This window comes from Streptomyces sp. Ag82_O1-12 (assembly GCF_900182715.1).
GTDB classification, from domain to species: domain Bacteria; phylum Actinomycetota; class Actinomycetes; order Streptomycetales; family Streptomycetaceae; genus Streptomyces; species Streptomyces massasporeus.
The window spans coordinates 842,131-861,260 of the sequence record NZ_FXUW01000001.1; the positions used below are offsets into that span (position 1 = coordinate 842,131).

Consider the following 19,130-nt stretch of genomic DNA (forward strand, 5'->3'; position numbering starts at 1 on the left):
TTCCGCCGGGCCGCGGGTCTCGGGACCGCGGACCAGTGACGAGGAGAAGACATGAGACATCTACAGCGCATGCTCGGAGCGGCTGTCGCCTGTGGCGCACTGGCGGCGGCCGCTGCCGGGACCGGGCCCGCCCACGCCCTGGACAACGAGTTGTGGATCAGCGCGCCGTACGAGACGGTGCTGCCCGGTGCGGACGCGGGCGGCGGCGCGCCGGAACGCAGCCTGGACGTGGCGGTCAGTCGCGATGTCGCCGACGGCCGAGCGCCCGCCGGGCAGCTCACCGTCGACGTGAGCGAGATCGCCGGCTTCGCGCGGGTGTCGTGGCCCGCGAACTGCGAGCCCGAGTCGGAGACCCGGGCGGTCTGCGCCTTCCCGGAGATGCCGACCGGGACGGACAGCGTGCGGGCGGCCACGTTCGGGCTGCGCGCGCTGCCGGGGGCGGATGTCGGCTCCTCGGGCCAGGTGCGGTATTCGGCCACCGCGGGCGACCTGACGTCCCACGCCGGTGAGACCCGGGTAGGCGTGGGCAACGGACCGGACCTCGGGCTCAGCGAGGCACCCCACCAGCGGGACCTCAGACCGGGCACCGTGACGAGCGTCCGCGCGACGCTGTCCAACAGCGGGAACCGCACCGCGGAGCGCACCCTGCTGTGGCTCGACGCCTCCTACGGGCTGCGCTTCACGGAACGGCACGCGAACTGCGAGTACCGGGAGCACGACACCGGCACGGGAGCCCTGTGCGTGCTGGACGAGGCGGTGGCACCGGGACAGCGGTTCGCGCTGGACACGGAACTCGGCGTCGGCCGGAAGGCGTTGTACGAGCGGTTCGACCACTCCGTGCAGCCCTACTCGGACGAGGCCCTGGCCGAGGCCCGCGGCGAATGGACATGGACCCGGGGCACGGGCACCGAACTGGACCTGCGCCCCGCGGCCGGTGCCAGGGCCTCGGCGGCGGAGCCCGACATCGACCCGCAGGACAACTACGGGTCCGTCATCCTCGACGCCCGCAACACCGCCGACCTGAAGCTCACCGGCAGCCGGGTGCGCGGGGCCGCCGGTGACACGGTGACCGCCAAGATCACCGTGCACAACCGCGGGCCGGCCTGGGTGGCGTCGCTGGGCGCGGGCGCCGCCGTGGCCACCGTGCGCTTCCAGGCCCCGGAGGGCACGTCCGTCGGCACCCTGCCGGAGGACAGGTGCTGGACGGCGGAGGACGGCACGTCCCCCACCACGCACTACTGCCGGACGCCGATCCACCTGCACGACAAGGCGTCCTACACGTTCGAGATCCCGCTGCGGATCGACCGTGTGGTGCGCGGGGCGCACACCACTGTCGTCACCCTCAACGACGATCCCGAGCTGAGCATCAGGAAGTTCGACCCGGACCTGCGCAACAACAGGACGGAGATCGTCGTCAACCGGTGAGCCCGCGGGTCAGCGGGCCATCTCCTCCTTCAGTGCCGCCACGAACGTGTCCACGTCCTCCTCGGTCGTGTCGAAGGCGCACATCCAGCGGACGTCGCCCGCGGCCTCGTCCCAGAAGTAGAAGCGGAACCGCTTCTGAAGGCGCTCGCTCACGTCGTGGGGCAGCCGGGCGAAGACCGCGTTGGCCTGCACGGGGTAGAGGATCTCCACCCCGTGCACGGCCCGCACGCCCTCGGCGAGGCGCTGGGCCATCTCGTTGGCGTGACCGGCGTTGCGCAGCCACAGGTCCCGGGCGAGCAGGGCCTCCAGCTGCACCGACACGAAGCGCATCTTGGAGGCGAGCTGCATGGACAGCTTGCGCAGGTGCTTCATGTGGCTGACGGCGTCCTGGTTGAGGACCACGACGGCCTCACCGAACAGGGCGCCGTTCTTCGTGCCGCCCAGGGAGAGGATGTCGACGCCGGCCGCGTTGGTGAGCGTCCGCATCGGGACGTTCAGGGTGGCGGCGGCGTTGGCCAGCCGCGAGCCGTCCAGGTGCACCTTCATGCCGTGCGCGTGGGCGTGCTCGCAGAGGGCGCGTATCTCGTCCGGCGTGTAGACCGTGCCCAGTTCGGTGGCCTGGGCGAGGGAGACGACCTGCGGCATCGCGCGGTGCTCGTCGTCCCAGCCGTACGCCTGCCGGTCGATCAGCTCGGGCGTGAGCTTGCCGTCGGGCGCCGGAACGGTCAGCAGTTTCAGGCCGCCGACCCGCTCCGGGGCGCCGCACTCGTCGACGTTGATGTGCGCGCTCTCCGCGCAGATCACCGCGCCCCAGCGGTCGGTGACCGCCTGGAGCGCGACGACGTTCGCGCCGGTGCCGTTGAAGACCGGGAACGCCTCGGCCGTGGGCCCGAAGTGACTGCGGACGACCTGCTGGAGGTTCTCGGTGTAGGCGTCCTCGCCGTAGGCGACCTGGTGCCCGCCGTTGGCCAGGGCCAGGGCGGCGAGCACCTCCGGGTGCGCCCCGGCGTAGTTGTCGCTGGCGAAACCGCGGACCTCGGGGTCGTGATGACGGCGGGCGTCGGTCTTCGGCGGGTTCACGGCTTCTCGGTGAGCCACAGACGGTTTCCGTTCACTTCGGCGGCGGGCTTGTCCCAGACCTCGGTGATGGCCTCGGCCAGGTCCTTGACGTCGGTGAAGCCCGCGAACTTCGCGTTGGGCCGGTCGGCGCGCATCGCATCGTGGACCAGCGCCTTCACCACCAGGATCGCAGCAGCCGACGTCGGCCCCTCGGCGCCCCCGGCCTTGCGGAAGTAGTCCGCCATGGCCAGCGTCCAGGCCTCGGCCGCCGCCTTGCCGGCCGCGTAGGCGGCGTTGCCCGCGGTGGGCTTGCTGGCGCCCGCGGCGCTGATCAGCACGTACCGACCGCGGTCGCTGCGCTGGAGCCCCTCGTGGAAGGCGAGGGACGTGTGCTGCACCGTGCGGACCAGCAGCATCTCCAGGAAGTCCCAGTCGTCGAGGCTGGTCCGCGTGAAGGTCTCGCTGCCGCGCCAGCCGCCCACGAGGTGGACCAGGCCGTCGACGCGGCCGAAGTCCTTCTCGATGCGGGTGGCCCAGTCGCGGGTGGCCCCCAGGTCCAGCAGATCGACCGTGTCACCGGTGACGGTGGCGCCGCCGGACGCGAAGCTCGCCGCGTCGACCGCCTCCGCCAGCCGCTCCGGATCGTTGTCCGAGCCGATGACGGTGGCTCCCGCCTCGGCCAGCCTGAGCAGCGCGGCCCGGCCGGCGGGTCCGCCCGCTCCGGCCACCGCGATCACCGCACCGCTGAGCGCCCCGTTCCCCATGATCTTCGCCTCCTGAGCAGTGTTCCCGGTACGCCGATCGCTCATGCGGCGATCCGCTCTGCGCCGTCCGCCGTGATGCCCTTGGTGGAGGCGATCACGTTCTTCAGCTTCTTGGACAGTGCCTCATAGAACATGCTCAGCGGAAACTCGTCCGGAAGCACGTCATCGACGAGTTTGCGCGGCGGCTGCGTCGTGTCCAGGGCGTCGGGACCCTTGGCCCACTTGGAGCCCGGGTGCGGGGAGAGGTAGGTCGAGACCAGCTCGTACCCGGCGAACCAGTGGACGAGCTTCGGGCGGTCGATGCCGTCCCGGTACAGGTCCTCGATCTCGGCGCACAGCTGGTTGGTGACCTGCGGGGCGCGCTCCCAGTCGATGGTGAGCCTGTTGTCGGTCCAGCGGACGACGTCGTGCTTGTGCAGGTAGGCGAAGAGGAGCTGGCCGCCGAGACCGTCGTAGTTGCGGACGCGCTCGCCGGTGACGGGGAAGCGGAACATGCGGTCGAAGAGGACCGCGACCTGTACGTCACGGGCCTGCGGGACGCCGTCCGCCGCCAGCTTCACGGCCTCCTTGAAGGCGGTGAGGTCACAGCGCAGCTCCTCCAGGCCGTACATCCAGAACGGCTGGCGCTGCTTGATCATGAACGGGTCGAAGGGCAGGTCGCCGTGGCTGTGGGTGCGGTCGTGGACCATGTCCCACAGGACGAACGCCTCCTCGCAGCGCTTCTGGTCGTGGACCATGGCGGCGACGTCCTCGGGCAGCTCCAGGCTCAGGATGTCGACGGCGGCGTCGGTCACCCGGCGGAAGCGGGCGGCCTCGCGGTCACAGAAGATGCCGCCCCAGGTGAATCGTTCCGGCGCCTCGCGCACGGCGATGGTCTCGGGGAACAGCACGGCCGAGTTGGTGTCGTAGCCGGAGGTGAAGTCCTCGAACTTGATGCCGCAGAACAGCGGGTTGTCGTAGCGGGTGCGCTCCAGCTCGGCCAGCCAGTCCGGCCAGACCATCCGCAGCACGACCGCCTCGAGGTTGCGGTCCGGATTGCCGTTCTGCGTGTACATGGGGAAGACGACGAGGTGCTGGAGGCCGTCCGCACGGTTGGCGGCGGGCTGGAAGGCCAGCAGCGAGTCGAGGAAGTCGGGCACCTGGAAGCCGCTGTCGGCCCACCGGGTCAGGTCCTTGACCAGGGCCTCGTGATAGGCGCCGTCGTGCGGGAGCAGCGGAGAGAGCTCCAGGACGGCGTCGGCGACCTCGCGGACCGCGAGCTCGGCGTCGGCCGGGTCGGGCGCGCCCTCGGCGTCGAAGTGGATCGACCCGTCCTTGGACTGCCATGGCCGGATCCGCTCCACGGCATCCTTGAGCACGGGCCATGCCGGGTGCTCCACCACCCTGGCCACGGGAGGAAGACCTTCCTCCGAACCCACCTGCACAAGAATTTCCGTCATGTCCCACCTTCCACGGGAGAATCTCACGTATGCAGACCGTATACACACGAGGTTCCTCCCAGCAAGGGTGAACCCGGGAAATTATCCTGCCTGACCCTCTCCTTCACCGCACTTTTTCCTGTCGGTCATGCTTCTGCCCGGATGCACAGCGACCATGCCCTCACTCTCTGCACAGGGCGGGTCCAGGCGATACGGTCAGGGGGGCCGTCAGGCCCCCAGTGCCGCCTGTCGACGGAAGAGAGTCGCGTCTTGAACTTCCTCACCATCGGTCACCGCGGAATCATGGGTGTGGAACCCGAGAACACCCTCCGGTCCTTCGTCGCCGCCCAGGAGGCGGGGCTCGACGCCATCGAACTCGATCTGCATCTGAGCAAGGACGGCGCGCTCGTCGTCATGCACGACACGGATGTGGACCGCACGACCGACGGCACCGGCCCGATCGCCGAGAAGACCCTCGCCGAGCTGCGGGCCCTGGACGCGGGCCGGGGCGAGCGGGTGCCGGTCTTCGAGGAGGTGCTGGACGCCGTCCACACGCCGCTCCAGGCGGAGATCAAGGACAAGCAGGCGGCGCGGGCGCTGGCCGAGGTGATGAACCGGCGCGGGCTGGCCGACCGGGTGGAGGTGTCCTCGTTCCACGACGAGGCGATCGCCGAGATCAAGCCGCTGGTGCCGGGCGTGCGCACCGCGCTCATCGCCAGCCGCTACGGCACGGACATCGTGGACCGCGCCGTCGAGGCCGGTGCCGAGACCGTCTGCCTGAACATCCGCCGGCTGACCCTGGAGATCGTGGAGCGGGCCCGCAAGGCCGACCTGAGGATCATCGGCTGGGTGGTGAACACCCAGGACCAGCTGCGGCTGGTCCGGGCGTTCGGCCTGGACGGCGCGACCACTGACCACCCGGACATCAAGCGCACGGGCCGATTCACGGCGTAGCGGTTAGGGGGGCTTCTGACGGATCTCCGCGGAGGAAGGAGCGGCGTCCGGTGCGGCGAGAGCGCGTGCCGGGCGTCGCGACGCCGCGGAGATCCGTCAGAAGCCCCCTAGGCCAGTTCCTTGACCAGCAGCTCGAACTGCAGGTCGTCGCGCTGTGGGACGCCGAAGCGCTCGTCGCCGTACGGGAACGGGGTCATCCGTCCCGTACGGCGGTAGCCGCGCCGCTCGTACCAGGCGATGAGGTCGTCGCGCGCGGAGATCACGGTCATCTGCATCTCCCGCACGCCCCAGGTCGCGCGGGCCTGCCGCTCCGCCTCCGCGATGATCACCTTGCCGAGTCCCGCGCCCTGGAGCAGGGGACTGACGGCGAACATCCCGAAGTAGGCGTTCTCGCCCTGGTGCTCCAGCTGGCAGCAGGCGACGATCCTGCCCTCCCGCTCCACGGCCATGAGCCGGCTGTCGGGGGACTTGATGACCTCCAGCACCCCCTCCGGGTCGGTCCGCTGCCCTTCGAGGATGTCGGCCTCGGTGGTCCACCCGGCTCGGCTGTCGTCGCCCCGGTACGCCGACTCGATCAGGGCGACCAGTTCGTCGACGTCGGCGTCGGTGGCATCGCGGAAGGTCAGGGCGGTGGTGGCGGTCTCCATGGGCGTACGTCTCCGTTGTCCGGCACGGCTCGGGCAGGGATGAGCGTAACGCCGCCACTAAGCTCCGCTGCATGGTGCATGTACTCAGCAGCCGGATCCTGCTCCGCCCCACCGACCCCGAGCGTTCCCGGGCCTTCTACGGCGAGCAGCTCGGCCTCGCCGTCTACCGCGAGTTCGGCACGGGAGCGGAGCGCGGCACGGTCTTCTTCATGGGTGGCGGCTTCCTGGAGGTCTCGGGCCGGTCCGAGAGGCCCCCGGAGCCCGCGGTACGGCTGTGGCTGCAGGTGGACGACGTGGCCGCGGCACAGGAGGAACTGCGGGCGAAGGGCGTGGACGTCGTGCGGCCGCCGGTCAAGGAGCCCTGGGGGCTGGTCGAGATGTGGATCGCGGATCCGGACGGGACGCCGATCGTGCTGGTGGAGGTGCCGGCGGATCACCCGATGCGCTACCGGCCGGGCATCTGAGCTCGCTCCGGGCGGTGCTCCCACCCTCGGTCGGTGCGGGTGAGTTCGCGAAAGCCCGCCCCGGCCAGGAGGGCGAGCGGGACACTGTCGGCGGCCGATTCGTAGGCGGCGAGCCGGTCGACGCCGCACAGCCGCAGCCAGTCGGCTGCCCGGGCGAGGAGCCAGTGCTCCAGGCCGGTGCCGTGCTGCGCGGGGTCCGTCGCGGTCGGTCCGGCTGAAAGGGCGCACCTCGGGCGCGGGCGTGGGGACCTCCGGGCCGGGTGAAGGGAGCTGGAGGCCGTCACGCGGTGCGGTACGGGGCGAGGGTACGCCGGGGCCGCGGCGGCACACCAGTGGGTTTCCCCGGATGGCAGGCAGGCCGGGGAGCGGCTTAGCGTGCTGGAGGGGGACCCCGGGGGTCTGCCCCCGCCGCTCGTGGAAGGAACGCCATGAAGCTCGACGCACCGGTGACCGGTGGCCCCTGCTGGAGCGAGCTGGGGACCAGCGACCTGGACGCGGCCCGGCGGTTCTACACGCGGCTGTTCGGCTGGCGGCCCGAGACGGACGCGCGTCAGGAGGCCGGCGGCTACACCGTCGCGCACCTCGGGGACGCGGCCGTGGCCGCGCTCGCCCCGCTGTACCAGCCGTCGCAGCCGGTCGCGTGGAACGTGTCGTTCGCGGTGACCGACGCGGACGCCACCGTCCGCGCGGTGACCGAGGCGGGCGGGACGCTGCTGCTGGGCCCGATGGACGTGTTCGACGTGGGCCGTTTCGCGGTGGCCGCCGATCCGGGCGGTGCCGTGTTCCAGCTGTGGCAGGCGGGGACCTTCCCGGGTGCCGGGCTGTTCAACGCGCCAGGCTCGCTGGGCTGGGTGGAGTTGATGACACGGGATCCGGAGGGGGCCGTGTCCTTCTACACGCGGGTGTTCGGCTGGACGGTGGCTCCGTCGGACCGCTACACCCAGTTCGGCATCGGCGGCGCGGACTTCGGCGGCATGGTGGCGATGGACGAGAAGTTCCCGCCCGAGGTCCCGGCCCACTGGCTGCCGTACTTCGCCGTCGCCGACGTGGACGACACCACCGCCGTCGTCCAGCGGCACGGCACGGTCCTGATGGTGCCCACCTCCGTTCCCGACGGGCCGCGCATCGCGGTGCTCCGGGACCCGCAGGGGGCGATGTTCGGCGTGTACCGGGCGGGCGACGAGGGCTGAGACGGCTGTGTGCGACGCGGGGGGCTGCTGTGACTTGCGCTGAAGTGCGCTCCAGCACCTAGCGTCCTGCGTACGACCTGCTCGGAGGGGACGAGAGCGTGCGTTACACACTGTTCGGCAAGACCGGTCTGCGCGTGAGCGAGCTGAGCCTCGGCGCCATGACCATCGGGGACGACTGGGGCTGGGGCGCCGGAAAGGAGACCAGCGCCCGGATCGTCGACGCCTACGCGGAGGCCGGCGGCAACTTCGTCGACACCGCCAACAACTACACCGACGGCAGCTCGGAACGGATCCTCGGAGAGCTGCTCGACGGGCGGCGCGACAGGTTCGTGCTGGCCAGCAAGTACACCTGCGCCATCCGCGACGGCGACGTCAACGCCGCGGGCAACCACCGCAAGAACCTGGTCCAGTCGGTGGAGGCGAGCCTGCGACGGCTGCGCACCGACCGGCTGGACGTGCTGTGGGTGCACGCCCGGGACAACTTCACACCGGTCGAGGAGGTCATGCGGGCCCTGGACGACCTCGTCCGCACGGGCAAGGTGCTGTACGTCGGTGTCTCCGACTGGCCCGCCTGGGAGATCGCCCAGGCGAACACCCTGGCGGAGCTGCGCGGCTGGACCGCGTTCGCCGGTTCGCAGCTGCGCTACAGCCTGCTGGAACGGACCCCGGAGCGCGAACTGCTGCCGCAGGCCCGGGCGTTCGACCTGGCCGTGCTCGCGTGGGCACCGCTCGGGGCCGGGAAGCTCACCGGCAAGTACCGCAAGGGCGAGGCCGGTCGGCTGGACACCACCGGCGCGGACGCCGACCCGCGCGAGGAGGCGGTGATCAGCGCCGTGCTGGAGGTCGCCGAGCAGGGCGGCTGGAGCCCGGCCCAGGTGGCGCTGGCCTGGCTGCTGGCCCGGCCGGGCAACGTGGTGCCGATCATCGCGGCGACCAGGGAGAGCCAGCTCGCCGACAATCTGGGCAGTGTCGGCGTCCGCCTCGACGCGGACGCCCTCGCCCTGCTCGACGAGGTGAGCGCGGTGCCGCTCGGGTTCCCGCACGACTTCGTCCGCGAGCCTGCCATCACCCGGAACATCTACGGCGACCGCTGGGCGGCCGTCGACGACCGCCGCTCCACGCATCGCCGCACCGTGCACGAGGTGCTGTGACCGGTACGCCGACACGCCCCGGCCGGGGCCGGTTCAGGTCCGCAGCGCGCCGAGCCGCCCTTCGAGCTGGCTGAGCAACTCCCCGAGCAGTGCGGAGAGTTCGCCCTGCTCGGGGCCGTCCAGGCCGGACAGCACGGCGGTCTCGTAGGCGAGCTGGACGGGCAGGATGCCGTCGACCAGGTCGCGTCCGGCGTCGGTGAGGCGGAGGTGGACGACCCGGCGGTCACGGGTGTCCCCGCGCCGCTCGACCAGACCGCGCTCGGTCAGCTGCTTGAGGCGTTTGGTGACGGCGGCCCCCGAGGAGAAGGTCTCCCGGGCCAGGTCCCCGGGCGTCAGCTCGTGACCGGTGCGACGCAGCGCACCCAGCAGATCGAACTCGGGCCGGCTGAGCCCCGCCCGGCGCAGCGGAGCGTCCTCGGCCTGCTGCAGCAGCGCGGCACAGCGGTTGATGCGCCCGATGATCTCCATCGGCCCGGTGTCGAGCCCGGGCCGCACGGCCTGCCACTGCCGGACGACGGCGGCCACGGTGTCGCCCCTGCGGCCGTCGCCGGGATCGGCTCCGCCGTGGAGCCCGACGTCCGGGCCGGCTTCGCCGGTCATGTCGCGAGCCGGATCCCCGGCGGCGGTTGCCCGCTCCTCGGCCGAAGGCCCGCCGGGAACATCGCCCGCGGCGGCCCGGGCGCCGCCGACGGGCTCCCCTCCGGCCGCCGCGTCGGTCGCCCGTCCCTCCGCCACCGGTTCCGCCTCGTCGCCCGGCTGCTGGGCCCGTCCCCCGGCGCTCCCCGTGGGCGATGGTCCTTCGGTCGGCGTCATGGCCGTGCGTCCTCCGTTTCGGTGGCCGGGTCCCGGTCCGGGAGCAGGCCCTGGCGTCGGGCCGTCGCGGCGAGCGTACGGTGTCCGAACTGTTCGGCGAGCACGACCCGCTCCTGGGGCAGGGCCCGCTGCCACCATTCACCGGCGGCGGCGTCGGCCGTGGCGCGCAGGTCGGACAGGGCGACGGCGAGGCCGCGGCGGGCGGATTCCAGGGCCGCGGGGCCGGGGTCCGGCTCGGCCAGGAGACGGGCGGCGTGCTCACGGGCCCGGTCGGTGGTGGTCAGCGCGCGTTCGACGCGGTCACCCGCGCGCCGGTTGGTGACCGCGACGGCGGCGACGAACCCGACCAGCGCGCCGACGACGGTGTCCACGATCCGTTCCGTCATCAGCGTCCCGGCCGTCTGGTATCCGGCGAACTCCGTGATGAGCAGTGCCATGGGCGTCACGCAGACGCTGCCGAGCCAGTAGTTCCGGCTGATCAGCACCTCCGCACCGAAGCTGAACGCCAGGCAGCACAGCACGAGCGCCGGCGGGCCCAGGTGCGCGAGCGGCACGACGGCAAGGAAGACGAGCACGCCGACGACGTTGCCCACGACCCGCTGGACGGCCCGGCTCCAGGTCAGCGCGATGTTCGCCTGGTACAGCGAGGCGGCGGTGACCAGGGCCCAGTAGGGGCGGCCGATCCCGAGGGCGAGGGAGGCGTAGCCGGCGAGCGCGCAGCCGAGCGCGGTACGTGCCGCGAGCGGGGTCAGCGGGCCCAGCCGCGCCCAGAGGGGCCGGGCCGCGTCCACGCCGAGCAGTTCGTCGGCGGCCGCGCGCGGAAGTCCGGCCTCCGGGACGGGGCCGGTGCCGCGTAGCGAGCCCGCCCACGTGCGCAGCCGGCCCGCCTCCGCCTCCGTCGGCGCCGCGAGGGCGACCTCGGCGCGGACGACGAGCCGTTCGAGGGCCCGCCGGGTCCGGGAGGGGGCGCTGGTGGACAGCAGTGACTGCCAGGCGGCCTGTACGGCGGCGTAGCCCGCGGCGCGGGCCCGGGCGTGGCCCTCCCCGGTGCCGCCGGTGTCGGCGTACGCGGCGGCGGCCCTCAGGGCCGTGGCGGTGGCGCGGCGCTCCGGTCCGTGCGGCCGGACCAGCGCGGGCGCCATGCAGACCAGCCAGGCCCACGTGCCCGTCGCGGCGGTCAGAGCCAGATGGCCGGGCACCTGGGCGAGGGTCTGCGGTGCGAACAGGGAGGCGGAGCTGACGAAGGTGAGGACGACGTTGCCCGGCGGGCCGACCCGGGTGGCGTCGCACAGCACCTTCTGGGCTGCGGCGAGCAGCGCGCCGACGGTGACCAGGACGGCGGCGCTGCCGGTGAGCGAGGCCGAGACCAGCGCCACGGCCACCCCGCCGAGCATGCCCAGCACCACCCACACCAGGACCCGGGCCCGGGCGGCGTAGGGCCGGTTGTGGGCGTACAGCGCGCACAGGGACCCGGCCATGGCGTACATCACGAGGTCGAGCCGCCCGAGCGCCAGGAGGGTGAAGGCGGGCGGGGCGATCGCCGCGACCACGCTCAGCGCGGGCTTGAACCAGATCTCCGAGGGCCTGCCCAGGCGCAGCACACCCGCCAGGGAGAGTCGCCGGGCGGGTGGGGCGGAGGGGGTGGGGGGCGCACTGCTCATGACGGCAAGATTAACAGGTGTTTTATCAGTAAAGCACCTGCGCCCGGCTGGCGTGCTCCGTCGAATGCTCCCCGTGTACATCCTTGCGCTCGCGTGCGCGCCGCATGACCCGGGCATCGAATGACCGACCGTCGAACGGGGAGGTGCGCGTGCACGGACCGGCTTCGTCCGGCTGGCTGCTGGTGGCGCTCTGCGCGGTGACCGGCACCTACTGCCTGGCGCGGATGCGCAACGGCGCCGAGGAGCAGCGCGGTGCCGCGGGTGGCGAGGCGCTGATGGGATTCGGGATGGCCGCGATGGCCGTCCCCGCGGCGGTGTTCACTCCGCCCGCGTGGGCCTGGCCCGTCTACGCGGCGGTGTTCGGGGCGGCGGGGGTCCACGCGCTGTGGGCGGCGCGGACCGGCCCGCACCATCTCCACCACCTGGTGGGAGCCGCGGCGATGGTCTACATGTCCCTCGTCATGGCCGACTCCCCCGGACACGCGCACGGTCGGGGCGGATCGGGAGTCCCGCTCCTGACCGGGGCGCTGCTGCTCTACTTCGCCGCTTACGTGCTGCTGACCGGCGTCCGTCTGGTGCCGGTCGCCGCCGTGGCCGGGGGCGGTGTGCGAGCCGGATGGGGCGACCGGCCGGAACTGGCGCGCGCCTGCCGTCTGTCCATGGGGATCGCGATGGTGGCGATGCTGCTGGCGTTGTGAGTGGGACCGTCCCGCGCCCCACGGATCCGTTGCCTGCGTCACTTTGACACCACAAGGCGTACCCCTGGGCGGGGCCGCGCTCATAGGCTGCCCTCATGATGCTCACCGCCGCGCTGCTGCTGCTCGGCGCCGTGACCGCCGTGGTCGCCCCCCGGCTGCTCGCCCGGGCGGACTGGCCGGACCGTGAGCCGGTGGTGGCGCTGTGGGTGTGGCAGTGCGTGGTGGCGGCCGTCCTCGTGTGCTGCGCGCTGTCCATGACGCTCAGTGCGGCGGCGGCCTGGCACGCGGTCGGCGGGCACCTCTTCGCGACGGCCCCGCGCGCGGTCGTGGAGGCCTACGCCCTCGGCACGGCGGGGCCCTGGGCCGCGACCACGGCGGTCGCGCTGGCCGGCGCCGGGCTGTGGAGCGCGGCGATGCTGGTCCACGAGATCGGCAGGGCCCGCGCCCGGCGCCGCCGCCGCCGTGCCGATCTGCTGGTCCGGGCCCCGCTGCTGCCGGGCGAGGTGGCCGTCTCCGGCCGGCTCGTCGTCCTGGAGAGCGAGCAGCCCGACGCCTGGTGGCAGCCCGGCACTCCCCCGCAACTGGTCGTCACCACCGCCGCGTTGCTCCGGCTGAAGGGCGGGCAACTGGACGCGGTGCTGGCCCACGAGCAGGGCCACGCCCGGGCCCGGCACGACTGGCTGCTGAACTGCTCCTCGGCTCTCGCCGGCGGCTTTCCTCAGGTACCGGTGTTCGCCGCGTTCCGCGACGAGATGCACCGTCTGGTCGAACTCGCCGCCGACGACACGGCATCGCGCCGCTTCGGCCGCCTCACGACGGCCCTGGCTCTGGTCGAACTGAACGAGCACCGCGGCGTGTTCGGGCCCTGCCCCACTCCGCAGGCCCATGTCCCGGCCCGGGTGCACCGGTTGCTCACTCCCCCGGACCGGCTGACCGCGACCCGGCGTCTGCGGCTGACGGCGGCGGCCGCGCTGGTGCCCGTGGTGCCGGTGCTGGTGGCGTTCGTGCCGGGGCTGCGGGCGCTGGGGTAGCCGAAATGCCCGAGCCCGGCCCGCTCCTGGCGGCCGCGGGCTCGCTCGGCACGGGCGCTGGACGCCGGGCCGCTGCCCTCGCGTGCCCGAGCGCCCCGAGCCTCCCAGCACGGGGCGCCCGGTCGCCCTCCGGCGGGTCCGGCCTGGCCGACACATGCCGTCCCGGTGACGGAAGATCTTCCCCGTACTGGATCCGGACCCCCCGGTTCGGCGAGGATCGCTGTATGCACACCTCGTCCGTCGATTCCCCGCCCCGTCCGGAGCACCGCGCCACCGCCGGTCTCGCCGGCGCCCTGGCCCTGTGCTCGGCGCTGTTGCTGACCCTCGTCGCGGCGAGATGGAGCCCGTTGATCAGCGCGGACGGGGAGATCGCCGACACCACCCACCGCTGGGCGGTCGACGAACCGGCCCTCACCCAGGCGTGCCGCATCCTCACGGACTGGGTGTGGGACCCGTGGACGATGCGCCTGCTGTGCGCGGCCGTCGTCGTGTGGCTGGTGGTGCGCTGGGCGGCGCGCTGGACGGCGCTGTGGCTGGCGCTGGCCGTCGCGCTGGGCACGCTGCTGCAGCAGGGCGTCAAGGCCGCGGTGGACCGCCCCCGCCCCGTTTGGCCCGATCCCGTCGACTCGGCCCACTACTCGGCGTTCCCGTCGGGCCACGCCATGACCGCCACGGTGGTGTGCGGTCTGCTGCTGTGGCTCCTGCACCGGCACGGCGTCGGCCGGGCCGTGTGGCGTACGGCCGTGGCCGTGGCTGTCGTCTCCGTGGTCGGGGTCGGGCTGACCCGGATCTGGCTCGGTGTCCACTGGCCGTCGGACGTGGTGGGCGGCTGGCTGCTGGGCACGATGGTGGTGGCCCTGGCGGTGTGGGTGCACCGGCGCCGGCAGCCCTGAACCCGTCGCCGCCTCACCGGTCTTCGTTCGCGGCGCACCGCGGCCTCGTAGGATCGCCCCATGACCGCCGTGCTCTTCGACTTCTCCGGAACGCTCTTCCGCGTCGAGTCCACCGACTCCTGGCTGCGGGGCGCCCTGGCTGCGGCCGATGTCCGGCTCACCGAGGCCGAGTCGACCGCCGCGGTCCGGGCTCTGGAGGCGGTGGGGGCGCTGCCCGGCGGCGGTGATCCCGCGCGCGTGCCGGAGGAACTCGCGGACGCCTGGCCGCTCCGGGACCGCAGCGCCGCCCTGCACCGGGCGGCCTACACCGGTCTCGCCCGGCAGGTGCCGCTGCCCGACCCGGCGCTGCACGACGCGCTGTACGACCGCCACATGACCCCGGCCGCGTGGGCCCCGTACCCGGACGCCGCCGAGGTGCTGCGCGCGTTGCGGGAGCGGGGCGTTCCCGTCGGGGTGGTCAGCAACATCGGCTGGGACCTGCGACCGGTCTTCCGCGCGCACGGCCTGGACCCGTACATCGACGCGTACGTCCTGTCGTTCGAGCACGGCGTGCAGAAGCCCGACCCGCGGCTGTTCGGCATCGCCTGCGAGGCGCTCGGCGCCGACCCGCGCACCACCCTCATGGTCGGCGACGACCGCCGGGCGGACGGCGGTGCCACCGCTCTGGGATGCGGGGTGCACTTCGTGGACCATCTGCCGGCGGCCGACCGGCCGGACGGGCTGCGGCCGGTCCTGGACCTGGTGAGCTGAGACGGACGCGCCGCCCACGGGGACGGTCAGCCGCTTCGGAAAGTAGCCCAAGGCCACTACTGGGGCGGAGTGCTCGCCCGCCTCGGACGATCCCCCGCGTCGCCCGAGGCAGACGGCATCACCGGCCCAGACCTGACAGGTCCTGGCCGGATCCCTCTGAGTATAGTTGGCTGGCAGCCAGTCAACACAGGAGTTGCAGCATGTCTCCGCGTAGCGCCTCGGTGAACGAAGAGTTGCGGCGGCGTTCCCGGGAGCGGCTCCTGCAGGCGGCGGTCGAGCTGGTGGGTGAACGCGGTTACGAAGCGACCACGCTCGGCGACATCGCGGACCGGGCCGGATCGGCCCGGGGCCTGGTGTCGTACTACTTCCCCGGCAAGCGCCAGCTGGTGCAGTCCGCCGTGCACCGGTTGATGCACCGCACGCTGGAGGAGGCGCTGGAGCGCGAGCCGCGCACGGAGGACGGCCGGGAGCGGATGGCCCGGGCCATCGACGCGATCCTGGGGCTGGCCCGGGACCGGCCCGTGCTGATGCGCCAGCACATCGCGGGGATCCTGCAGGCCGAGGGCTTCATGCAGTGCCCGGAGCAACGGCGGCTGGCCGAGCTGCTGCGGGAGACCGTGGCCGGGCACGGGTCACCGGACGTCGACAGCGACTACCCGATGATGCGCGCCCTGCTGATGGGCTCGGTGTACGCGGCCCTGGTGCCGGGGGCACCGATGCCGGTGCCGGTGCTGCGCGCCGAGTTGTTCAAGCGCTACCGGCTCGGCTGGGAGCTGGGCCTCCCGCCGGAGACCGGAGCCTGCGGCGGGAGGGACGACAAGGATCTGTCGCGGTTCTTCGCGACCGGGGCCGCACCGGAGTGCGACCCGCGGGGTCAGTCGAAGTAGTCCGGCTGAGTCTGGACGTTGAGCTCACGCTGGTGGACCCGGCGGGCCGGGTCCGTGCGCCGGTCGTCGATCTTCAGCACGTCGAAGCCCCGGGCGTACTCGTTCGAGTAGATGTAGCCGTTGTAGTAGTACGCGGACCACGAGCCGCCCGACTTGATCGTGTCGGTGGTCAGCGGGCCGCGGTCGAAGTAGGCGATCTCCTTCGGCTTGGCCGAGTCGGTGAACTCCCAGACGGAGACGCCGCCCTGGTACCAGGCCTGGACCATGATGTCCTTGCCCTTGACCGGGATCAGCGAGCCGTTGTGGGCGACACAGTTCTCGGTGTCCGCCTGGTGGCGGGGGATCTTGAAGTAGCTGCGGAAGACGAGCTTGCGCTTGTCGCCCTTGCCGACGATGTCGTAGATGCCGTCGGCACCGCGGTCCGGGCCGATCTCCGCGTTGCAGGTGGCCGCGCCGCCACCGCCCAGCTCGTCGGTGTAGACGACCTTGTTCGCCTTCTGGTTGAAGGTCGCCGAGTGCCAGAACGCGAAGTTCACGTTGTCCTGCACGCGGTCGATGACCTTCGGGCGTTCCGGGTCCTTGATGGAGAACAGGATCCCGTCGCCCATGCAGGCGCCCGCGGCCAGGTCCTTCGACGGCAGCACGGTGATGTCGTGGCAGCCGGTGGTCTTGGACACGCCCGGGTTGGTGGGTCCGCCCGGGTTGCCGCCGCCGTCCGGCCCCTCACCGGGGAACAGCACGGGGAAGCCCACGACCTTCGCCTTCTCGGGGGCCTTGCGCGGCACCTTGATGACGGAGATGCCGTCGTGCGGCGGCCGGCAGTCGGGGTAGGCGGCGTTCGGCGAGTACGAGGAGACGTACACGTAGACGTTGCGGCGCTCGGGCACCAGCGTGTGGGTGTGCGAGCCGCAGGCGGTCTCGACGGCGGCGACGTACCTCGGGTTGCGCTTGTCGCTGATGTCGAAGACCTTCATGCCCTCCCACGAGGACTTCTCGGTCGCCGGCTGGGTGGTGCTGGAGCAACTGCTGTCGCTGCGCGAGGAGTCGGTGGACAGGAACAGCAGGTCGCCGGAGACGGAGATGTCGTTCTGCGAGCCGGGGCACAGCACCTGGGCGACGGTCTTCGGCGCCTTGGGGTTGCTGATGTCGAAGATGCGGAAGCCGTCGTAGTTGCCCGCGAACGCGTACCTGCCCTGGAAGGCGAGGTCCGAGTTCGTGCCCTGGAGCACGTCCTTGGGGACATGGGCCAGGTGCCGGATGTTGTCGGAGTGGACGATCTCGTCCTGGCCGGGTATGTCGCCGTCCCGGATGGCCTCCCGGACCTCTGCCTGGTCACTCTTGGAGACCTTCTTCGGCGCGGGCGGCGCGTCCCCCGGGTCGGGGGTGGCCCCTGCCGGTGCCGCTGTGAGGAGCGCGGCCAGCAGCCCGGCGGCGGCAGCGGCAACTCCCAAGCGTCTGCGGCGTGTTCTACGGTCGTTCAACAGGATCACTGTTTTCCTCCCTGGTTCCGTTCACTGCGGAACGGTTCACGCACCACGCAGTATCGTCTTCGCCATGCACATACCAACAGAGGGCAACAGAATCGCAATGAAGTTTTCCGATCAATGACCCGCGGAAACGTGCGTGTACGTCGTCCGCAACCCGCGGTGCGTCCCAACCCGCTTGCCACAGGAGGTCGTTGTGCTCTTCCGCCGTGCGTCCCGGGCGTCCGCCGTCACGACGGGGCTGGTCGCCCTGGCCGTACTCGCGGCCGGGGGCTGTGACTCCGGTCCGGACCGGGGGCCGGCCGCCGCGGACGGGCCCGCCGTGATCGCGCCGGGGGAACCCGGCGAGGCGAACCGCACCCTGTCCGCCGAGGAGGCCGCCGTCCGGCGCTCGGAGAACGACTCCCCCAACTCGGCCGACGTCTCCTACGTCCGGATGATGATCGAGCACCACGCGCAGGCCCTGGTGATGACCGAACTCACCCCGGAGCGCGCCGAGTCGAAGGACGTGAAGCGGATCGCCGAGCGCATCGCGGCCGGCCAGAAGCCGGAGATCGAGGCCATGAAGGGCTGGCTGAAGTCGTACGGCAAGCCGCTGAAGGCCGGGCGGCACGAGCACGCCGCGATGCCCGGCATGGCCACGCAGGCCCAGCTGAAGAAGCTCCGCGCAGCCGACGGAAAGGCCTTCGACCACCTCTTCCTGACCCTCATGACGACCCATCACCAGGGTGCGATCACCATGGCCACGGACGTGAAGGGGCAAGGCAACAACATCCGCGTCGAGGAGATGGCCGACGAGGTGATCGCGCAGCAGACGAGCGAGATCACACGGATGCGGAACATGCTCTGATCTTGTCGTTCAACCTCGCCGCTCAATGAGACGGGCGAGCGATTCTGTGGGCCAGCAGAGCCACTGTAGGAGTGGGTCGGTGACCACGAAGTAGTGGACACTGACCCACCCTCGCTTCTTGTCCAGGAGCTGCGGGGCCTCATCGCGGTAGACGTAGCGGAAATAGCGGCGGCGGATCGGTGCTCCTGCTATCAGCAGTACTGGAGAGGCGACAAGGATGGCCAGCGGGATCAGGGTTTGCAGGGCCGTGAGCTTGGCTCTCTCCTCATAGCGCATGCGTTCAGTGTGCTGGTCCTCTGTGTCGCTCGTCAGCCTGTTCTGCGGGGCTTGGTGCCGACCTTGTGGTGGGTGGGACGGCTGTATGCCTCGCCGGTGGCGAGGACACGTCCCACGTCATGACGGATAGCCGGATTGCGGTTCCTCGAGCCGAGCGGTCGGCCGGGGCCGGGACGAGAGGGTTTCGGTGCACCGGTCGGCGAGCCGGTCTTCGCGCTGATCGCGCTCGGAGGTCGGGCCCTCGTCCCGGTTCAGCGTCGGGCGCGGCGCGGCGACAGCAGGCCCGCGTCCCGGGCCTGGCCGATCAGCCTGAGCGACGTACGACGACTGTGCCCGGTCGCGTCCATCACGGCGAGGACCGGGTCGGCGCCGTCCCGCTGGGCCGCGCGGTACTCCCGCGCCACCAGCAGCCTCCCCTCCGCCCCGCGCGGCCGGGCGGGCCGGGCTCGGCGCCCCTCGCTCCCGCGGCCGTCGGTACCGGGCCCGGTACCGCACGCCTCGGCGACCGACTCCTCGATCCAGTCGGCGAGCACCGCCATGTCGTCGAGGGACAGCGCGGGCTGAGCGCGCACCTCCTCGACGCAGACACATCCGCCGCCCACGACGGCCAGCGCGTCGACCCGGGCGCCGTCCGCGAAAACCAGCCGGAACTCGAACCAGCGGGTGGCGCCCTCGTTCTCCCGCACTTCCCAGGCGGGGCGCACGGCCACCGCAC

Annotated in this window: 21 protein-coding genes and 1 pseudogene; 11 read left to right on the top strand and 11 right to left on the bottom strand. The window is 72.1% G+C overall.

The features are described 5' to 3' along the window. The first annotated feature begins 51 nt into the window (after positions 1-51). Positions 52-1,425 carry a hypothetical protein gene (locus tag QOL88_RS03955; RefSeq protein ID WP_097215103.1) on the top strand — a complete coding sequence of 458 codons (1,374 nt, stop codon included), beginning with the start codon at positions 52-54 and terminating at the stop codon, positions 1,423-1,425. A 9-nt stretch (positions 1,426-1,434) separates the two neighbouring features. Here QOL88_RS03955 and QOL88_RS03960 read toward each other — a convergent pair whose 3' ends face one another. From QOL88_RS03960 to QOL88_RS03970, 3 genes are read right to left on the bottom strand one after another with little or no spacing between them, the layout of a single operon-like run. Then, the gene (locus QOL88_RS03960; RefSeq protein WP_097215104.1) at positions 1,435-2,505 is read right to left on the bottom strand and encodes a threonine aldolase family protein; all 1,071 of its coding nucleotides are present in this window, start codon (positions 2,503-2,505) and stop codon (positions 1,435-1,437) included. Further along, on the bottom strand, positions 2,502-3,248 hold the full coding sequence (locus QOL88_RS03965) for an SDR family NAD(P)-dependent oxidoreductase (protein ID WP_097215105.1): 747 nt from the start codon (positions 3,246-3,248) through the stop codon (positions 2,502-2,504). The genes QOL88_RS03960 and QOL88_RS03965 overlap by 4 nt, the downstream gene beginning before the upstream one ends. 41 nt (positions 3,249-3,289) lie before the next feature. Continuing rightward, positions 3,290-4,687, bottom strand: a complete 1,398-nt coding sequence (locus tag QOL88_RS03970) for a DUF6421 family protein (RefSeq protein ID WP_097215106.1) — start codon at positions 4,685-4,687, stop codon at positions 3,290-3,292. 249 nt (positions 4,688-4,936) lie between these two features. Between QOL88_RS03970 and QOL88_RS03975 the strand changes: the two genes are divergently transcribed. Next, positions 4,937-5,620: a glycerophosphodiester phosphodiesterase gene (locus QOL88_RS03975; RefSeq protein ID WP_097215107.1), complete on the top strand. Its 684-nt coding sequence runs from the start codon at positions 4,937-4,939 to the stop codon at positions 5,618-5,620. Positions 5,621-5,727: 107 nt separating this feature from the next. Here the strand turns inward: QOL88_RS03975 and QOL88_RS03980 are convergent, their stop codons facing one another. Continuing rightward, entirely contained in the window at positions 5,728-6,267 is a 540-nt protein-coding gene (locus QOL88_RS03980) for a GNAT family N-acetyltransferase (protein ID WP_097215108.1), read from the bottom strand. Between the two features lie 71 nt (positions 6,268-6,338). On the opposite strand from QOL88_RS03980, the gene QOL88_RS03985 reads away from it, so the two are divergent. Next, positions 6,339-6,731: a VOC family protein gene (locus tag QOL88_RS03985; protein WP_097215109.1), complete on the top strand. Its 393-nt coding sequence runs from the start codon at positions 6,339-6,341 to the stop codon at positions 6,729-6,731. Here QOL88_RS03985 and QOL88_RS03990 read toward each other — a convergent pair. Next, the gene (locus QOL88_RS03990; RefSeq protein WP_306456169.1) at positions 6,713-7,015 is read right to left on the bottom strand and encodes a hypothetical protein; all 303 of its coding nucleotides are present in this window, start codon (positions 7,013-7,015) and stop codon (positions 6,713-6,715) included. The two genes, QOL88_RS03985 and QOL88_RS03990, sit on opposite strands and share 19 nt — an antisense overlap. 144 nt (positions 7,016-7,159) lie before the next feature. Here QOL88_RS03990 and QOL88_RS03995 point away from each other — a divergent pair, with 144 nt between their 5' ends. Beyond that, positions 7,160-7,921: a VOC family protein gene (locus tag QOL88_RS03995; protein ID WP_097215110.1), complete on the top strand. Its 762-nt coding sequence runs from the start codon at positions 7,160-7,162 to the stop codon at positions 7,919-7,921. Positions 7,922-8,019: 98 nt separating this feature from the next. After that, positions 8,020-9,072, top strand: coding sequence for an aldo/keto reductase (locus tag QOL88_RS04000; RefSeq protein WP_097215111.1), 1,053 nt, complete (start codon positions 8,020-8,022; stop codon positions 9,070-9,072). A gap of 33 nt (positions 9,073-9,105) precedes the next feature. Here QOL88_RS04000 and QOL88_RS04005 read toward each other — a convergent pair whose 3' ends face one another. After that, complete coding sequence (locus QOL88_RS04005; RefSeq protein WP_097222851.1) at positions 9,106-9,672, bottom strand: MarR family winged helix-turn-helix transcriptional regulator; 567 nt, start codon at positions 9,670-9,672, stop codon at positions 9,106-9,108. 209 nt (positions 9,673-9,881) lie between these two features. After that, positions 9,882-11,546, bottom strand: a complete 1,665-nt coding sequence (locus QOL88_RS04010) for an FUSC family protein (protein WP_097215112.1) — start codon at positions 11,544-11,546, stop codon at positions 9,882-9,884. Between the two features lie 149 nt (positions 11,547-11,695). On the opposite strand from QOL88_RS04010, the gene QOL88_RS04015 reads away from it, so the two are divergent. The 5 genes from QOL88_RS04015 to QOL88_RS04035 all read left to right on the top strand — a co-directional run bounded on the left by QOL88_RS04015 (position 11,696) and on the right by QOL88_RS04035 (position 15,805). Then, positions 11,696-12,244: a DUF5134 domain-containing protein gene (locus QOL88_RS04015; protein WP_097215113.1), complete on the top strand. Its 549-nt coding sequence runs from the start codon at positions 11,696-11,698 to the stop codon at positions 12,242-12,244. A gap of 95 nt (positions 12,245-12,339) precedes the next feature. Next, positions 12,340-13,275 carry a M56 family metallopeptidase gene (locus tag QOL88_RS04020; protein WP_097215114.1) on the top strand — a complete coding sequence of 312 codons (936 nt, stop codon included), beginning with the start codon at positions 12,340-12,342 and terminating at the stop codon, positions 13,273-13,275. A gap of 224 nt (positions 13,276-13,499) precedes the next feature. Then, the gene (locus QOL88_RS04025; protein WP_097215115.1) at positions 13,500-14,168 is read left to right on the top strand and encodes a phosphatase PAP2 family protein; all 669 of its coding nucleotides are present in this window, start codon (positions 13,500-13,502) and stop codon (positions 14,166-14,168) included. 60 nt (positions 14,169-14,228) lie between these two features. Then, positions 14,229-14,918, top strand: a complete 690-nt coding sequence (locus QOL88_RS04030) for an HAD family hydrolase (RefSeq protein ID WP_097215116.1) — start codon at positions 14,229-14,231, stop codon at positions 14,916-14,918. Positions 14,919-15,118: 200 nt separating this feature from the next. Beyond that, positions 15,119-15,805: a TetR/AcrR family transcriptional regulator gene (locus QOL88_RS04035; protein ID WP_097215117.1), complete on the top strand. Its 687-nt coding sequence runs from the start codon at positions 15,119-15,121 to the stop codon at positions 15,803-15,805. Here QOL88_RS04035 and QOL88_RS04040 read toward each other — a convergent pair. After that, complete coding sequence (locus tag QOL88_RS04040; protein WP_097215118.1) at positions 15,793-17,295, bottom strand: LVIVD repeat-containing protein; 1,503 nt, start codon at positions 17,293-17,295, stop codon at positions 15,793-15,795. The genes QOL88_RS04035 and QOL88_RS04040 overlap by 13 nt on opposite strands. Positions 17,296-17,485: 190 nt before the next feature. Between QOL88_RS04040 and QOL88_RS04045 the strand changes: the two genes are divergently transcribed. Beyond that, positions 17,486-18,139, top strand: a complete 654-nt coding sequence (locus QOL88_RS04045) for a DUF305 domain-containing protein (protein ID WP_097215119.1) — start codon at positions 17,486-17,488, stop codon at positions 18,137-18,139. A gap of 9 nt (positions 18,140-18,148) precedes the next feature. On the opposite strand, the gene QOL88_RS04050 is transcribed toward QOL88_RS04045, so the two are convergent. The 3 genes and pseudogenes from QOL88_RS04050 to QOL88_RS04060 form a co-directional block, all read right to left on the bottom strand. Next, positions 18,149-18,415 (bottom strand): hypothetical protein, encoded by a 267-nt coding sequence (locus tag QOL88_RS04050; protein WP_097215120.1) that lies wholly within the window; start codon positions 18,413-18,415, stop codon positions 18,149-18,151. Positions 18,416-18,447: 32 nt separating this feature from the next. Continuing rightward, positions 18,448-18,636 (bottom strand): annotated as a pseudogene (locus QOL88_RS04055) (NF041680 family putative transposase); the annotation flags it as partial. Positions 18,637-18,666: 30 nt separating this feature from the next. Further along, positions 18,667-19,125 carry a DUF6214 family protein gene (locus QOL88_RS04060; protein WP_097215121.1) on the bottom strand — a complete coding sequence of 153 codons (459 nt, stop codon included), beginning with the start codon at positions 19,123-19,125 and terminating at the stop codon, positions 18,667-18,669. Positions 19,126-19,130 lie beyond the last annotated feature (5 nt).

What these genes read in the sequence shown, in the direction of transcription:
- QOL88_RS03955 (WP_097215103.1), top strand. Translation starts at nt 52, where the DNA reads ATGAGACATCTACAGCGCATGCTCGGAGCGGCTGTCGCCTGTGGCGCA.
- QOL88_RS03965 (WP_097215105.1), bottom strand. Translation starts at nt 3,248, where the DNA reads ATGGGGAACGGGGCGCTCAGCGGTGCGGTGATCGCGGTGGCCGGAGCG.
- QOL88_RS03970 (WP_097215106.1), bottom strand. Translation starts at nt 4,687, where the DNA reads ATGACGGAAATTCTTGTGCAGGTGGGTTCGGAGGAAGGTCTTCCTCCC.
- QOL88_RS03980 (WP_097215108.1), bottom strand. Translation starts at nt 6,267, where the DNA reads ATGGAGACCGCCACCACCGCCCTGACCTTCCGCGATGCCACCGACGCC.
- QOL88_RS03985 (WP_097215109.1), top strand. Translation starts at nt 6,339, where the DNA reads ATGGTGCATGTACTCAGCAGCCGGATCCTGCTCCGCCCCACCGACCCC.
- QOL88_RS03995 (WP_097215110.1), top strand. Translation starts at nt 7,160, where the DNA reads ATGAAGCTCGACGCACCGGTGACCGGTGGCCCCTGCTGGAGCGAGCTG.
- QOL88_RS04005 (WP_097222851.1), bottom strand. Translation starts at nt 9,672, where the DNA reads ATGACCGGCGAAGCCGGCCCGGACGTCGGGCTCCACGGCGGAGCCGAT.
- QOL88_RS04010 (WP_097215112.1), bottom strand. Translation starts at nt 11,546, where the DNA reads ATGAGCAGTGCGCCCCCCACCCCCTCCGCCCCACCCGCCCGGCGACTC.
- QOL88_RS04020 (WP_097215114.1), top strand. Translation starts at nt 12,340, where the DNA reads ATGATGCTCACCGCCGCGCTGCTGCTGCTCGGCGCCGTGACCGCCGTG.
- QOL88_RS04025 (WP_097215115.1), top strand. Translation starts at nt 13,500, where the DNA reads ATGCACACCTCGTCCGTCGATTCCCCGCCCCGTCCGGAGCACCGCGCC.
- QOL88_RS04030 (WP_097215116.1), top strand. Translation starts at nt 14,229, where the DNA reads ATGACCGCCGTGCTCTTCGACTTCTCCGGAACGCTCTTCCGCGTCGAG.
- QOL88_RS04035 (WP_097215117.1), top strand. Translation starts at nt 15,119, where the DNA reads ATGTCTCCGCGTAGCGCCTCGGTGAACGAAGAGTTGCGGCGGCGTTCC.
- QOL88_RS04050 (WP_097215120.1), bottom strand. Translation starts at nt 18,415, where the DNA reads ATGCGCTATGAGGAGAGAGCCAAGCTCACGGCCCTGCAAACCCTGATC.